The sequence below is a fragment of the Campylobacter sp. BCW_6468 genome, assembly GCF_001762865.1.
In the GTDB taxonomy this organism is placed as follows: Bacteria; Campylobacterota; Campylobacteria; order Campylobacterales; family Campylobacteraceae; genus Campylobacter_D; species Campylobacter_D jejuni.
Map to the genome: position 1 here is coordinate 145670 of NZ_MJXQ01000042.1, position 15769 is coordinate 161438.

Genomic DNA, 15769 nt, shown 5'->3' on the forward strand with positions numbered 1-15769 from the left:
TTAACATACAAATTCAAGTCATCGTTTTTATAAGGAAATTTTTTATTTAAATTAAGAATTTTAAGATGCGATATTGAATTTAATGTCGTTATTTTGTGAGTTTTGTTGATAAGTTCTAGCAACAAAATTTTTAAAGTCTTTATCAAAATTTGAATTTTTATCGTTGTTTTTTGAATCTTTATCTGTTTTTTCTAAGCTATTTTCTGAATTTTTGTCATCTTTTTCTTTATTTTCTTCTTCTTTTTCTTTGGCTTCTTCGGCTTTAAGCTTCATTGCTTCAGCTCTTGCTTCAAATTCCATTTTTGCAGCATTTGCTGCAACTTTATAGTCTTGTGGGCTAGGATCAGCAGGAGCCATAGCTGCTGCTGCGATTTGTCTTGCATTGGCTATAGTTTCTTCTGGTGTGTTTCCTTTTTGCATGCTGATAGGAACTTCACCCGCTGTAGCATACATTTGATTATCAGGGCCTCTTGTATAAGTAAAACTTGCAGCACCTGCTAAGCCGCCACCCGCTGCTTGATGCGCAGCTTCATGAGCCTTTACATTTCTATCGATACTTTGGAGTTCGCGAACTTGAGCTACTTCTTTTTGGCTTAGCTCTACGCCATTAACCATTTGGGTTTGTTCGCCATTTTTTTCTTTATCATCTTTATTTTCACTAAGATTTTTTTCATCTTTTTGAGTGGAATCAGATTGATTTGTTTTATCAAAAGAAGGTTTGCTAGAGTAGTAATCATAAGAGTTATAACTTGAACTAATTTGCATTTATCCTCCTTTTTGTTTTTTAAATTTTTAGGAATTTTAACGCATTTTGACTTAAAAATTTGATAAATTTTGTAAAATAATCATAAATACAATTTCAAAGGAATGTAATGATTTATGAAAATGATTTGATTTATATAGAGAAAGAGGAGGCTCAAGTGCCTTGGCTTAAAATTTTTACTAAAGAAATTTATAAAGAATTTAGCGATTGTCCTTTAGAGTTGCAAAAGGAACTTTTTGAAAAAATTTTACTTTGTGAAAAGGCTATGATAGAATTTTACAAACCTGAAAAAATCAATATCGCCTCTTTTGCAAATTATGTGCCAAGGGTGCATTTTCATGTTATGGCAAGATTTAAAGAAGATGCGTTTTTTCCAGAGTGTATGTGGGGAAAACAGCAAAGAGAAACAATAAAGCTTGATTTGCCTAAATTTGAAGAATTTGTAAAATTTTTAAATAGTAAAATTTTTTGATTTTTATTAATGATTTGTTATGTTTTATCTAATAAAATTTTTATATTGAAAATTACTATAAAAAAGGAAAAAAATGAAAAAAGTTTTATTGAGTTCATTGGTTGCGGTGTCTTTGTTAAGCACAGGTTTGTTTGCTAAAGAATATACTTTAGATAAAGCACATACAGATGTAGGTTTTAAAATCAAACATTTACAAATTAGCAATGTAAAAGGAAATTTCAAAGATTATTCTGCGGTGATTGATTTTGATCCTGCGAGTGCTGAATTTAAAAAGCTTGATGTAACTATAAAAATCGCATCTGTAAATACAGAAAATCAAACAAGAGATAATCACTTACAACAAGATGATTTTTTCAAAGCAAAAAAATATCCTGATATGACTTTTACAATGAAAAAATATGAAAAAATCGATAATGAAAAAGGCAAAATGACAGGAACTTTAACTATAGCTGGAGTTTCTAAAGATATCGTTTTAGATGCTGAAATCGGCGGTGTAGCTAAAGGCAAAGATGGAAAAGAAAAAATAGGATTTTCTTTAAATGGAAAAATCAAACGCTCTGATTTTAAATTTGCAACAAGTACTTCAACTATTACTTTAAGTGATGATATTAATTTAAATATCGAAGTTGAAGCGAACGAAAAATAATTTTTTAGTCTAAGAGTCTTGCTCTTAGACTTTGTAAATTTTTATCCAAATTTTCTTCACTTTCTTGCCAAATCAATTTAAAATCCGGTTTAAAATTTTCATTTTCTAAATTAAATTCCGTGTTTTTCAAGGTGGATTCTAAAAAAGCAAGATGATTTAAAGCTTGATTTTTATCATTAAAAATTAAAATAAAATCATTTTCTACGATAAAAATTTTTGCTCTAAAGCGTTTTAAAATTTTTGCAATTTGTTTTAAAATGAGTTTGGTATAGCTTTCTTTGGTATCTTTTAGTTCATTAAAATGAAGCAAGGCAATGATATAGTTGTTTTTTCCTTTTGTAAAGCGTGTAAGGCTTTTTTCATTGGGTAGCTTTGTTAAGGTGTCAAAAAAAGCTAACCTATAAGCGTGATTTAAAAGATAAAAACAAAAAACCAAACTTGCAAATTCAAAATATCTTATTCCTGTTCCTTCTTGGAATAAAAACTGAAAATATGCAGCAAAAAATGCGATAAGAAGATAATATTCTTTAGTTTTAAAAGTTTTGATAAAAATGAGTATTAAGCCGACTAAAAAAAATAAAAATCCTAATTCACTCACAGGTTTAAAAAAATTTAATGTAATAAAATGGAATTCTAAACCAGCGCTATTGAAAGTAGTATTTCTAGGTAAAATGATGCTTAAAACGCCTATAAAAATAAGGGTTGTAATTGAGGCGATATTTTTTTTATTTAAAATTAAAACATGATGTTTTCCAAGGCAAAATAGAGTAAAAATCATAGGTAAAAACAAAGCCACAAATAAATTAGCTTGAAAAAAACTTGTATAAAAATAAGGCAGCTTAGCTCCTAGTAATACTAAAGTCAAAAAGAAAATTTTTGAATTTTTAAAGTAAAAGGATAGCACAAGAGCTGAAATTTCAAAAATAAAACTCAATGATATTAAAAAATCTAATAAAAACATTTCAAATCCTTGATTTTAATAAAAGTGATAATTGTATAGAAAAAAGCTTAAAAGCGGGTTTTATTTAAATTTAGCAATTTCATCTTGTATGGTTTGTTCTATATGAAGCAATTCTTCATGAGTTTTTTTGCTATTTTCTAAAAGTTCATCAAATTTAAAGCCAAGCATAACAATACGATATAAATTGGGTTTATATTTTCTCCAATTATATAAAGTGCTAACATCAATGTCTAGTTCATATGCCATATCACGCTTGCTCTTTTTTGTCATTTTTTACCTTAAAAATTTAGCCTTTAAAAAATTTTACATTAAAATTTCTTTATTAAAAACACTTGAAATATTCAATCTTTTATATAAAATATATTTAATATTTCAATATTAATTAAGTTATAGTATGGAATAATTCGAGATATTTTTTAATTTTCAAGGAGAAGTTATGGATTTTAATTCAGTTCTTTCTAATATTGGCGATAAGTTACCAAGAGATGGTTTAGCGGCAATTACGCTAAAAGAAAAATTTGAACGCTTAAGCGAAGAAAGAAAAAAAGATGTGTTAAATCAACTTCCTATGCTTAAACTAAAAAGCCCTGCTTTGGTGTTTTGGGTAGGAACTTTTTTATTTGGCCCTTTTGGAGTAGGGCGTTTTATGATAGGTGATATGGTTTTAGGTTTTGTGCGTTTAGCATTTGTGATTATTCCAATAATTTTTAATATTGTTGCAAGTAAATCTTTGCAGAACATAGCATATATATTAGTGATAGTCAATTGGACTATTTGGTGGATTGTAGATATGTTTTTAGTAGGTAAAAAACTTCGCAAACAAAATTATGAAAAAATTGCAAATATCATACAGTGATGATTATTTTATTTTAAAACCAATGAAAGAATGGAGATGAAAATGAGTGAAAAATATACACCTTTTGAAGTAGAGCCTACCTTACTTTATGAGAAAGATACCTATCAAATTGTTGCAGGAAAAGCATACACAAATAAAGATGAACAATTTTGCATAGGCTTAAAATCAAATGGTTTTCCAATAAATTCTTATCTTATATTTCCTCCACAGCTTAGCTCGGATTTACTAAAAAGTCTTTTGGGGCAAGATGGTGCTAAAAATGATGAAATCATAGAATTTATTAAAATAATAATGGAGAAATAATGAAAAATATTTTATTAAGTTTGATGTTTGTTTTTTTATTTACAGGATGTTTTAACAATAAGCCAAAATGCGATGATGAAGATGTTAAGCTTACACTAAAAAGTATTTTGGATAATGATGAATGGGTTTATGTTGAATACGGTTTAAATGAACAATCCTTAAGGGCGTTAAGGATAAATTCTAATGGTATGGATATAAGGGATTTAGAGGCTGCATTATCTACAGATACGCTTGGGGTTTTAAGGGCGCATTTTAAACCTTTGCTTGATTTGAAAGATTATGCCAATGAAGTGGTTTATACTTCTTTTGAAAGTTTTATAACCAAAGATAGCAAGGATAAAAAAACTAGTTTTTGTATGGGTCAGTTAAAATTTACTTATCCACAAATGCCTAATGAAATGCGAGAAAAATATTCAAGAGGTACTTTAAAAGGAGTTTTATTTGATGGAGGGGAATGCGAAACTCAAATTTCTTATAGTGCTAGATTTAGTGATGATAAAAAGCAAGTTTTTGTAGAACTTTTAGATTATTAATTTATTTTGACAATGAAATTTTATTTTCATTGTCTATATAAAATTTATACTTAATTAATTTCAAGTCTTTTTTTGATACAATTTCTTAAAAATTTTTATAAGTAAAAAATTTAAGGAAAATCATGGTTGAAGTAAAAAATCTTACTATGCGTTTTGCAAATCAGCTTTTATTTGAAAATGTTAATTTAAAACTTGTTCGAGGACAAAGATACGGACTTATCGGTGCTAATGGTGCGGGAAAATCGACTTTTTTGAAAATTCTTTCAGGAGAAATTGAGTCGAGTAGTGGTGAAATAGTATTTGATGAAGGTTTAAAAATCGCAGTTTTAGGACAGGATCAATTTGCTTTTGAAAACTACACCATCAAAGATGCAGTGATGTGTGCAAATAAGCGTTTATATGAGACCTTAAAAGAAAAAGAAAAGCTTTATATGAGCGAGGAATTTACAGATGAGATCAATGAGCGTTTAGGTGAGCTTGAGATAATAACGGCTGAAGAAGATCCAAATTATGATTGTGAAACGCGTTGTGAAAAAATTTTAAGTTCTTTAAAGATTAAAGATTTTGATGCTTTGATGAGCACCTTGCAAAGTGCGGATAAATTTAAAGTCTTACTAGCTCAAGTTTTGTTTTTGGGTGCGGATGTGCTTTTTTTAGATGAGCCTACAAATAACCTTGATTTAGAGGCGATTTTTTGGCTTGAAAATGAGCTTTTAAGACATGAAGGAACTTTGGTTGTTATCTCTCATGATAGACATTTTTTAAATAAAATTTGCACAAGGATTTTAGATGTGGATTTTAAACAAATTCGTGATTTTGCGGGAAATTACGATGATTGGTATATGGCTTCAACGCTTTTGGCAAAACAAGCTGAGCTTAAACGTGATAAAACCTTAAAAGAAAGAGAAGAATTAGAAAATTTCATTCGCCGTTTTAGCGCAAATGCTTCTAAGGCAAAACAAGCCACAAGCCGTGCTAAGGCACTTGAAAAACTAGAGCTTGAAGAGATTAAAATTTCAAGCCGTAGAGATCCTAGCATAGTTTTTAGAACCAATCGTGAAATAGGTAATGAAGTTTTAGAATTTAAAGGTATAGGCAAGGCTTATGATAAACAATTGTTTTCAAATTTGGAGCTAAAAATAGAAAAAAATGATAAAATCGCTTTGATCGGGGCAAATGGTGTGGGCAAAAGTACTTTGGCAAAAATCATCGCCAATGCTATAAATCCAGATAGTGGATCTATACATCTTGGGGCAACTATAGAGCTTGGATATTTTCCTCAAGATGCAAGTAATTTAATTTGTGAAAATTTGAAACTTTATGAATGGCTGATGAGTGAAAAATTTAAAGATCTAGATGAAATCCGCAAGTGTTTAGGTAGAATGCTTTTTAGTGGCAGCGATCAAGAAAAAATGGCAGCAAGTTTAAGTGGGGGTGAAAAACATCGTTTAATGCTTTCTCGTTTAATGCTAGAGCGTCCGAATTTCTTGCTTTTAGACGAACCTGATAACCATTTAGATCTTGAAAGTATTATTGCATTAGGTGAAGCTTTGTATAATTTCAAAGGTGTAGTGCTTTGTATCAGCCACGATAGGGAGTTAGTTTCTGCTTTTGCTAATAGAATTTGGCATTTAGAAAATGGTAAGCTTACAGATTTTCGTGGAACTTATCAAGAATTTTTAGGAGAAAATGATGGCTAAATTTAGAATTCAATACAGCGCAGGTTTTGGGCACTATACGCAAAATCACAAGGGTTTTGGGCCTACGATTTATATAGAAGAAGTCGTAGAGTTTGATAATGGCAAGGATTATTTTGATTATATAGATTTTTATAAAACTTATTCAAAGAGCGATGATACTTATTTTCATATCAGTTTTTTAGAAGATAGACCTCTAAGCGATAAAGAAATCACGATTCGCAATGAATACCGCAAAATGCGTGATGAAAACTGTAAAAAAGCCAAGGAAGAATTTATAGCCAATAATGAGCTTGATGTGGAGCATTTGCCTACTCATCATGATTGAAAAACATTAATTTTTACATAAAAAAAGGAATACTTTTTGCTTGTATAGTTTTTGCATATTTTGAAAGGAGAAAACTATGCAGGTAAATTATAGAACGATCAGCTCGTATGAATACGATGCTATTAGTGGTCAGTATAAACAGGTGGATAAACAGGTTGAAGATTATTCTTCATCTGGAAATTCTGATTTTATGGATATATTAAATAAGGCGGATGAGAAGTCAAGCGGAGATGCTTTAAATTCTAGCAATAGTTTTCAAAGCAATGCGCAAAACTCAAATTCAAATTTAAGTAATTATGCTCAAATGTCAAATGTTTACGCTTATCGTTTTAGACAAAATGAAGGCGAGTTGTCTATGAGAGCTCAAAGTGCTAGCGTTCACAATGATCTTGCGCAACAAGGTGCAAATGAACAAAGTAAGAATAATACTTTGTTAAATGATTTATTGAACGCAATTTAATCAAAAGCTCCATTTTGGAGCTTTTGTATTTACTTGCAAGAATTTATAATTTCTCTATTTCAAAAGGTGCAAAATTTTTACAAAAAATTTCAAATTCTTGCTCCTCTTTTTCATTTAATTTGATATGTAATATAGCTTTGCAATCCTTAAAATCTTTTGTGAAATTAAAAGAATAAGTTTTTAAAAAATGTTCAAAACGATTTAAATTTTTTAAATCAATAGCAATGGTTATATTTTTTTTCAATTCAAATGAAAGTAAAGAAGAATTATTGATCACGGCATTTGCCGCATCACTATAGGCTCTTACAAGTCCCCCTGTACCAAGTTTTATACCGCCAAAATATCTTACAGTGATTAAAGCCGCATTGATAAGATCATAGCCCCTTAGAACATTTAAAGTTGGCATTCCAGAAGTTCCTTTAGGCTCTCCATCATCACTTTTATCTTCTGCAATTTGATTAAAATCATTTAAAACACGATAAGCATAGACAAAATGAACGGCTTTTGGATGTTCTTTTTTTAGTGTTTCTATTAAAAATTTAAAATCTTTAAAAGGGCAAAGAAAAGATAAGAAAGTAGATTTTTTAATATCGATTTGTGTTTGAAAAATTTGATCAATAGTTTGCATTTTTGCCTTTTTTGTTTAAAATTATACTTATAAAAACTAAAATCAATTTGATGTTAATTTTTAAGATATTTGATATTTGTATGATTTGCATTGATATTTTAAGTTTAATTTTGTAAAATTTTCATTATGGAAAAAATCAAAAATTATAAACTTATCATCATTTTACTTAGTCTTGATTTGTTGGCTTTGCTTTATGGAATTTCAACACTGAGTATTAGTGCTGATGAAGCTGATATTTATTTTGGTGAGCAGGGTAAATCACTTATTTTTTCCCATAGTTTGCTTTATTATATATCTCATTTTGGAACTTTTATTTTTGGGCAAAATGATTTTGGTTTAAGGCTTCCTTTTTTATTTTTTCATTTTTTAAGTTGTTTGCTTTTGTATTTGCTAGCTTTAAAATATACTAAAACTAAAATTGATGCTTTTTTTTCTTTATTGTTATTTGTTTTATTGCCGGGTACTGTTGCAAGTGCTTTACTGGTTAATGCCGCATCTTTGGTGATTTTTTTAACCCTTGCTATATTATGTGCTTACGAATATGAAAAAAAATGGCTTTTTTATATATTATTGATTATAGTATTATTTGTTGATAAATCTTTTAATATTTTATTTTTAACTTTTTTCTTTTTTGGGATTTATAAAAGAAATGCTATTTTATTTACCTTATCTCTTGTTTTGTTTGGAGCGAGTATCAGTTTTTATGGTTTTGATACAGGTGGTCGTCCAAGAGGTTATTTTTTAGATACTTTAGGAATTTTTGCTGCATGTTTTTCTCCTTTGGTTTTTGCGTATTTTTTTTATACTATTTATCGTTTGACTTTTCAGAAATATAAAAATTTATTATGGTTTTTAATGAGCGTAACATTTGTATTTTGTTTGTTGCTTTCTTTAAGACAAAAACTTTTTTTAGATGATTTTTTGCCTTTTTGTGTTATTTGCACTCCTTTGCTTATAAAAACTTTAATGCAAAGTTATAGGGTGAGATTACCAGTTTTTCGATTAAGGTATAAAATCTTTATAGAATGTTCTATAATTTTTTTGATATTTTGTTACTTTTTAATCGTCGCTAATCAATTATTGTATTATTTTATAAACAATCCAAATCGTCATTTTGCCAATAATTATCATTTTACTAAAGAATTGGCGCTAGCATTAAAAAAACAAGATGTTTTAGAGCTTGCAACAGCCCCAAGTTTGCAAAAAAGATTGCGATTTTATGGAATAAAAAATAGCAATAAGTTTTATTTAAAAGCTTTAAAACAAGCCGATAAGTATGATATGGACAAAAAAATTGTTAAAGTAAAACTTGGAAAATATGAAAAAGTATATCAGATTTTAAACTATGATTAAAGCTTTCAGTTTGTTAGAATTTGTGTTTATAATTCTTATTTTAGGTATAGTTTTTAATTTAGGCAGTCTTTACTTAAAAAAAGACAATTTACTAGAAGGCGCAATACAAATTCTTAATGATATCCAATATACCCAAAGTTTAGCCATGATGCAAGAAGGTATAAGAGTTGATGAGTTGGCTATCGCAAAAAGAGAGTGGTTTAAAAGTAGGTGGCAGATTTATTTTATAAAATCAGCTGCCACAGGTTATGATCAAACATATACTATTTTCTTGGATAAAAATGGCGATGGAAATGCTAATTTAGGTAAAACTGAAATCAATATAGATAGAGAAATTGCTGTTGATGTAATCAATCATAACAAATTAATGAATTCAGGTCAAAGTGGAGTTATTAGTAAAGATGATGAAAAAACTACACAAAGATTTAATCTTACAAAAAGATTCGGAATAGAAAAGGTTGAATTCAAAGGATCTTGTTCAGGATTTACTAGATTAGTATTTGATGAAATGGGCAGAGTGTATTCTCCGTTAAAAAATGCCAATTATGCATATGAAAAAACTTTAGCAAAGAATAATTCAGATTGCATTATACGTTTGTTATCAAAAAAGCATGCTCTTTGTATCGTTATAGATACGCTTAGCGGTTATGCTTATATTCCAGATTTTAAAACACTTAAAAGTCAATTTGTTAGTATAAAAAATAAAAATTACGAGTGCTCTAAAATATAGCCCCCATTATACTTAATATAAATACTTACACAAATATTTATACTATTTAATCCTTTGTTTAATCCCCTTTTAAGTTTAATTGGTTATACTTTCATTTCCTTTTTTTGAAAAAAGGACTTAAAATCTTTTAAATTATAAAGTTTCACTAGCTTAGTAGATTTTATAAATTAACTCTTTTGGTTTTTGTCTTATAAACTAAAAGCTTTTTTATAAATCTTGTTTTTTAATTTAAAAACTTTTCTTTTAAAAATGATTTTTTGTTTTGTTCTTTTAACTTAGTATTGTTATTCAAATCTTATTAGTCAATCTTTGAAATCTAAATAAGTGATCGATTGAGCCAGAAAGATTTAGGCATAAGTAATTATGTAAAATCTATTCAATCTAATAATTAAAAAGATTAAAAGTTTTTCTTTTAATCTTTCATAACTTTTTCTTTGAAGAAAAAGATTAAACTATCTATAATTTTTATGGAGAGTTTGATCCTGGCTCAGAGTGAACGCTGGCGGCGTGCCTAATACATGCAAGTCGAACGATGAAGCTTCTAGCTTGCTAGAAGTGGATTAGTGGCGCACGGGTGAGTAAGGTATAGTTAATCTGCCCTACACAAGAGGACAACAGTTGGAAACGACTGCTAATACTCTATACTCCTGCTTAACACAAGTTGAGTAGGGAAAGTTTTTCGGTGTAGGATGAGACTATATAGTATCAGCTAGTTGGTAAGGTAATGGCTTACCAAGGCTATGACGCTTAACTGGTCTGAGAGGATGATCAGTCACACTGGAACTGAGACACGGTCCAGACTCCTACGGGAGGCAGCAGTAGGGAATATTGCGCAATGGGGGAAACCCTGACGCAGCAACGCCGCGTGGAGGATGACACTTTTCGGAGCGTAAACTCCTTTTCTTAGGGAAGAATTCTGACGGTACCTAAGGAATAAGCACCGGCTAACTCCGTGCCAGCAGCCGCGGTAATACGGAGGGTGCAAGCGTTACTCGGAATCACTGGGCGTAAAGGGCGCGTAGGCGGATTATCAAGTCTCTTGTGAAATCTAATGGCTTAACCATTAAACTGCTTGGGAAACTGATAGTCTAGAGTGAGGGAGAGGCAGATGGAATTGGTGGTGTAGGGGTAAAATCCGTAGATATCACCAAGAATACCCATTGCGAAGGCGATCTGCTGGAACTCAACTGACGCTAAGGCGCGAAAGCGTGGGGAGCAAACAGGATTAGATACCCTGGTAGTCCACGCCCTAAACGATGTACACTAGTTGTTGGGGTGCTAGTCATCTCAGTAATGCAGCTAACGCATTAAGTGTACCGCCTGGGGAGTACGGTCGCAAGATTAAAACTCAAAGGAATAGACGGGGACCCGCACAAGCGGTGGAGCATGTGGTTTAATTCGAAGATACGCGAAGAACCTTACCTGGGCTTGATATCCTAAGAACCTTTTAGAGATAAGAGGGTGCTAGCTTGCTAGAACTTAGAGACAGGTGCTGCACGGCTGTCGTCAGCTCGTGTCGTGAGATGTTGGGTTAAGTCCCGCAACGAGCGCAACCCACGTATTTAGTTGCTAACGGTTCGGCCGAGCACTCTAAATAGACTGCCTTCGTAAGGAGGAGGAAGGTGTGGACGACGTCAAGTCATCATGGCCCTTATGCCCAGGGCGACACACGTGCTACAATGGCATATACAATGAGACGCAATACCGCGAGGTGGAGCAAATCTATAAAATATGTCCCAGTTCGGATTGTTCTCTGCAACTCGAGAGCATGAAGCCGGAATCGCTAGTAATCGTAGATCAGCCATGCTACGGTGAATACGTTCCCGGGTCTTGTACTCACCGCCCGTCACACCATGGGAGTTGATTTCACTCGAAGCCGGAATACTAAACTAGTTACCGTCCACAGTGGAATCAGCGACTGGGGTGAAGTCGTAACAAGGTAACCGTAGGAGAACCTGCGGTTGGATCACCTCCTTTCTAGAGTACAAAGTAATAAGTCTCACAACTATTACTTCAATATATAAACTCAATTGATTCTTGTTTAGATTTCAAAGATTGATGATAAAGCTAATTGTTTATGGGGAATTAGCTCAGCTGGGAGAGCGCCTGCTTTGCACGCAGGAGGTCAGCGGTTCGATCCCGCTATTCTCCACCATTTATTAAGGGCCTATAGCTCAGCTGGTTAGAGTGCACCCCTGATAAGGGTGAGGTCACAAGTTCAAGTCTTGTTAGGCCCACCATAAAAAAGATTTGAATAAAGAAGCTTTAAAATCTAAAGCAAGTATATAAAATAGATTAAATATAAAATATAAACTCTATACTTAGATTTATTTTTTATCTTTAACTATAAAAGAATATACTTTAATAGATATAAGTAGCATATACATTATGCATTTATATTTATAATGATTATGTTAATATATATACTTCCTTTAGGTTTTAAACCTAAATGTTCTTTTTAATTATCATTGTTAAGAGTCACAAGCAAGTTTTAATAAAAACAATTTTACAGGACTTGTTAAAGGATAAAACCTATTTATCTTTTCTTTAGTTTAACTTACTTTTAGCTGTCTTCTCTTCTATGAATAAAGAGAATATTAGATTTAAGGATTATAAATTAAAGACAAGTTTCAAACTCACTGCTTAGTTGAGACTAAATCATTTAGTTTTATATTAAGTGTTTGAATGCTTTCCGTCTTAAGATAAAGAAGTCTTATCATAAAAACTTTAACAAGGAAGTGATGCGTTTTAGAATCAATAATAAAAGGTAAAAAAGGTAAGCTACTAAGAGCGAATGGTGGATGCCTTGACTGGTAAAGGCGATGAAGGACGTACTAGACTGCGATAAGCTACGGGGAGCTGTCAAGAAGCTTTGATCCGTAGATTTCCGAATGGGGCAACCCAATGTATAGAGATATACATTACCTATATAGGAGCGAACGAGGGGAATTGAAACATCTTAGTACCCTCAGGAAAAGAAATCAATAGAGATTGCGTCAGTAGCGGCGAGCGAAAGCGCAAGAGGGCAAACCCAGTGCTTGCACTGGGGGTTGTAGGACTGCAATGTGCAAGAGGTAAGTTTAGCAGAACATTCTGGAAAGTATAACCATAGAGGGTGATAGTCCCGTATGCGAAAAACAAACCTTAGCTAGCAGTATCCTGAGTAGGGCGGGACACGAGGAATCCTGTCTGAATCCGGGTCGACCACGATCCAACCCTAAATACTAATACCAGATCGATAGTGCACAAGTACCGTGAGGGAAAGGTGAAAAGAACTGAGGTGATCAGAGTGAAATAGAACCTGAAACCATTTGCTTACAATCATTCAGAGCCCTATGTAGCAATACAGGGTGATGGACTGCCTTTTGCATAATGAGCCTGCGAGTTGTGGTGTCTGGCAAGGTTAAGCAAACGCGAAGCCGTAGCGAAAGCGAGTCTGAATAGGGCGCTTAGTCAGATGCTGCAGACCCGAAACGAAGTGATCTATCCATGAGCAAGTTGAAGCTAGTGTAAGAACTAGTGGAGGACTGAACCCATAGGCGTTGAAAAGCCCCGGGATGACTTGTGGATAGGGGTGAAAGGCCAATCAAACTTCGTGATAGCTGGTTCTCTCCGAAATATATTTAGGTATAGCGTTGTGTCGTAATATAAGGGGGTAGAGCACTGAATGGGCTAGGGCATACACCAATGTACCAAACCCTATCAAACTCCGAATACCTTATATGTAATCACAGCAGTCAGGCGGCGAGTGATAAAATCCGTCGTCAAGAGGGAAACAACCCAGACTACCAGCTAAGGTCCCTAAATCTTACTTAAGTGGAAAACGATGTGAAGTTACTTAAACAACCAGGAGGTTGGCTTAGAAGCAGCCATCCTTTAAAGAAAGCGTAATAGCTCACTGGTCTAGTGATTTTGCGCGGAAAATATAACGGGGCTAAAGTAAGTACCGAAGCTGTAGACTTAGTTTACTAAGTGGTAGGAGAGCGTTCTATTTGCGTCGAAGGTATACCGGTAAGGAGTGCTGGAGCGAATAGAAGTGAGCATGCAGGCATGAGTAGCGATAATTAATGTGAGAATCATTAACGCCGTAAACCCAAGGTTTCCTACGCGATGCTCGTCATCGTAGGGTTAGTCGGGTCCTAAGTCGAGTCCGAAAGGGGTAGACGATGGCAAATTGGTTAATATTCCAATACCAACATTAGTGTGCGATGGAAGGACGCTTAGGGCTAAGGGGGCTAGCGGATGGAAGTGCTAGTCTAAGGTCGTAGGAGGTTGTACAGGCAAATCCGTATAACAATACTCCGAGAACTGAAAGGCTTTTTGAAGTCTTCGGATGGATAGAAGAACCCCTGATGCCGTCGAGCCAAGAAAAGTTTCTAAGTTTAGCTAATGTTGCCCGTACCGTAAACCGACACAGGTGGGTGGGATGAGTATTCTAAGGCGCGTGGAAGAACTCTCTTTAAGGAACTCTGCAAAATAGCACCGTATCTTCGGTATAAGGTGTGGTTAGCTTTGTATTAGGATTTACTCCGAAAGCAAGGAAACTTACAACAAAGAGTCCCTCCCGACTGTTTACCAAAAACACAGCACTCTGCTAACTCGTAAGAGGATGTATAGGGTGTGACGCCTGCCCGGTGCTCGAAGGTTAATTGATGGGGTTAGCATTAGCGAAGCTCTTGATCGAAGCCCGAGTAAACGGCGGCCGTAACTATAACGGTCCTAAGGTAGCGAAATTCCTTGTCGGTTAAATACCGACCTGCATGAATGGCGTAACGAGATGGGAGCTGTCTCAAAGAGGGATCCAGTGAAATTGTAGTGGAGGTGAAAATTCCTCCTACCCGCGGCAAGACGGAAAGACCCCGTGGACCTTTACTACAGCTTGACACTGCTACTTGGATAAGAATGTGCAGGATAGGTGGGAGGCTTTGAGTATATGACGCCAGTTGTATATGAGCCATTGTTGAGATACCACTCTTTCTTATTTGGGTAGCTAACCAGCTTGAGTTATCCTCAAGTGGGACAATGTCTGGTGGGTAGTTTGACTGGGGCGGTCGCCTCCCAAATAATAACGGAGGCTTACAAAGGTTGGCTCAGAACGGTTGGAAATCGTTCGTAGAGTATAAAGGTATAAGCCAGCTTAACTGCAAGACATACAAGTCAAGCAGAGACGAAAGTCGGTCTTAGTGATCCGGTGGTTCTGTGTGGAAGGGCCATCGCTCAAAGGATAAAAGGTACCCCGGGGATAACAGGCTGATCTCCCCCAAGAGCTCACATCGACGGGGAGGTTTGGCACCTCGATGTCGGCTCATCGCATCCTGGGGCTGGAGCAGGTCCCAAGGGTATGGCTGTTCGCCATTTAAAGCGGTACGCGAGCTGGGTTCAGAACGTCGTGAGACAGTTCGGTCCCTATCTGCCGTGGGCGTAAGAAGATTGAAGAGATTTGACCCTAGTACGAGAGGACCGGGTTGAACAAACCACTGGTGTAGCTGTTGTTCTGCCAAGAGCATCGCAGCGTAGCTAAGTTTGGAAAGGATAAACGCTGAAAGCATCTAAGCGTGAAGCCAACTCTAAGATGAATCTTCTCTAAGCTCTCTAGAAGACTACTAGTTTGATAGGCTGGGTGTGTAATGGATGAAAGTCCTTTAGCTGACCAGTACTAATAGAGCGTTTGGCTTATCTTTAATAAAGCATCACTTCCTTGTTAAGGTTTTTAAGAAGACTTTGAATATAGATAATATTTAGAGTTTAATAGAAATCTTTCAAGTAAAGTTTGTATTAGAACTTGCTCTTAACATTGTTTTTTAAGTATTCTATATAAAAACTTATCAAAGATAAAAGATAAGAAAAGAAGAAAGAGAATAAAAGATTAAGTTTTATTCTTAAATTCAATTTTTCAAAGAATATTTAAATAACAATGTCCGTGATTATACAGATGTGGAAACGCCTTGCTCCATCCCGAACCAAGAAGCTAAGCACATCGTGGGTGATGATACTACGCCTTACTGGCAGGGGGAAAGTAGCTCATTGCGGACTTGTTAA

Annotated in this window: 14 protein-coding genes, 2 tRNA genes and 3 rRNA genes; 15 read left to right on the forward strand and 4 right to left on the reverse strand. The window is 33.9% G+C overall.

Features of this window, described 5'->3' with window-relative positions; translation table 11 throughout:
* Positions 1-60 precede the first annotated feature (60 nt).
* Complete coding sequence (locus AJ889_RS08520; protein WP_002859493.1) at positions 61-765, reverse strand: putative metalloprotease CJM1_0395 family protein; 705 nt, start codon at positions 763-765, stop codon at positions 61-63.
* Positions 766-872: 107 nt separating this feature from the next.
* On the opposite strand from AJ889_RS08520, the gene AJ889_RS08525 reads away from it, so the two are divergent.
* The gene (locus AJ889_RS08525) at positions 873-1235 is read left to right on the forward strand and encodes an HIT family protein (protein WP_002855609.1); all 363 of its coding nucleotides are present in this window, start codon (positions 873-875) and stop codon (positions 1233-1235) included.
* Positions 1236-1308: 73 nt separating this feature from the next.
* The gene (locus tag AJ889_RS08530; RefSeq protein WP_002855621.1) at positions 1309-1881 is read left to right on the forward strand and encodes a YceI family protein; all 573 of its coding nucleotides are present in this window, start codon (positions 1309-1311) and stop codon (positions 1879-1881) included.
* Positions 1882-1885: 4 nt separating this feature from the next.
* Here the strand turns inward: AJ889_RS08530 and AJ889_RS08535 are convergent, their stop codons facing one another.
* Entirely contained in the window at positions 1886-2842 is a 957-nt protein-coding gene (locus tag AJ889_RS08535) for a membrane protein (protein WP_002859494.1), read from the reverse strand.
* A gap of 60 nt (positions 2843-2902) precedes the next feature.
* A complete protein-coding gene (locus tag AJ889_RS08540) occupies positions 2903-3112 on the reverse strand; it encodes a transcriptional regulator (protein ID WP_002778401.1) in 210 nt (69 codons plus the stop codon).
* A 166-nt stretch (positions 3113-3278) separates the two neighbouring features.
* On the opposite strand from AJ889_RS08540, the gene AJ889_RS08545 reads away from it, so the two are divergent.
* The 6 genes from AJ889_RS08545 to AJ889_RS08570 all read left to right on the forward strand — a co-directional run bounded on the left by AJ889_RS08545 (position 3279) and on the right by AJ889_RS08570 (position 7019).
* Positions 3279-3698, forward strand: a complete 420-nt coding sequence (locus tag AJ889_RS08545; RefSeq protein WP_002867939.1) for a hypothetical protein — start codon at positions 3279-3281, stop codon at positions 3696-3698.
* A gap of 42 nt (positions 3699-3740) precedes the next feature.
* Positions 3741-4001, forward strand: coding sequence for a hypothetical protein (locus AJ889_RS08550; RefSeq protein ID WP_002867938.1), 261 nt, complete (start codon positions 3741-3743; stop codon positions 3999-4001).
* Entirely contained in the window at positions 4001-4534 is a 534-nt protein-coding gene (locus AJ889_RS08555) for a hypothetical protein (protein WP_032584628.1), read from the forward strand. The genes AJ889_RS08550 and AJ889_RS08555 overlap by 1 nt, the downstream gene beginning before the upstream one ends.
* Before the next feature lie 122 nt (positions 4535-4656).
* Entirely contained in the window at positions 4657-6234 is a 1578-nt protein-coding gene (locus AJ889_RS08560) for an ABC-F family ATP-binding cassette domain-containing protein (RefSeq protein ID WP_032584629.1), read from the forward strand.
* Complete coding sequence (locus AJ889_RS08565; protein ID WP_002859498.1) at positions 6224-6559, forward strand: hypothetical protein; 336 nt, start codon at positions 6224-6226, stop codon at positions 6557-6559. Before AJ889_RS08560 ends, AJ889_RS08565 begins: the two co-directional genes overlap by 11 nt.
* Before the next feature lie 76 nt (positions 6560-6635).
* Positions 6636-7019, forward strand: a complete 384-nt coding sequence (locus AJ889_RS08570; RefSeq protein WP_002860258.1) for a hypothetical protein — start codon at positions 6636-6638, stop codon at positions 7017-7019.
* 43 nt (positions 7020-7062) lie between these two features.
* Here the strand turns inward: AJ889_RS08570 and AJ889_RS08575 are convergent, their stop codons facing one another.
* Positions 7063-7647, reverse strand: coding sequence for a YigZ family protein (locus AJ889_RS08575; RefSeq protein WP_002860257.1), 585 nt, complete (start codon positions 7645-7647; stop codon positions 7063-7065).
* Positions 7648-7773: 126 nt separating this feature from the next.
* Between AJ889_RS08575 and AJ889_RS08580 the strand changes: the two genes are divergently transcribed.
* From AJ889_RS08580 to rrf, 7 genes are all read left to right on the forward strand, one after another.
* Positions 7774-9000 carry a membrane protein gene (locus AJ889_RS08580; protein ID WP_032584630.1) on the forward strand — a complete coding sequence of 409 codons (1227 nt, stop codon included), beginning with the start codon at positions 7774-7776 and terminating at the stop codon, positions 8998-9000.
* Positions 8993-9730 carry a hypothetical protein gene (locus AJ889_RS08585; RefSeq protein ID WP_002867936.1) on the forward strand — a complete coding sequence of 246 codons (738 nt, stop codon included), beginning with the start codon at positions 8993-8995 and terminating at the stop codon, positions 9728-9730. The genes AJ889_RS08580 and AJ889_RS08585 overlap by 8 nt, the downstream gene beginning before the upstream one ends.
* Positions 9731-10194: 464 nt before the next feature.
* Positions 10195-11707, forward strand: a 16S ribosomal RNA gene (locus AJ889_RS08590).
* Positions 11708-11809: 102 nt separating this feature from the next.
* Positions 11810-11885: transfer RNA gene (locus AJ889_RS08595), tRNA-Ala, on the forward strand.
* An 8-nt stretch (positions 11886-11893) separates the two neighbouring features.
* A tRNA-Ile gene (locus AJ889_RS08600) sits at positions 11894-11970 on the forward strand.
* Positions 11971-12504: 534 nt separating this feature from the next.
* Positions 12505-15411 (forward strand): 23S ribosomal RNA (locus AJ889_RS08605).
* Positions 15412-15646: 235 nt separating this feature from the next.
* Positions 15647-15763: ribosomal RNA gene (gene rrf / locus AJ889_RS08610) — 5S ribosomal RNA — on the forward strand.
* The 16S, 23S and 5S rRNA genes sit together here with 2 tRNA genes alongside, the layout of an rRNA operon.
* Positions 15764-15769 lie beyond the last annotated feature (6 nt).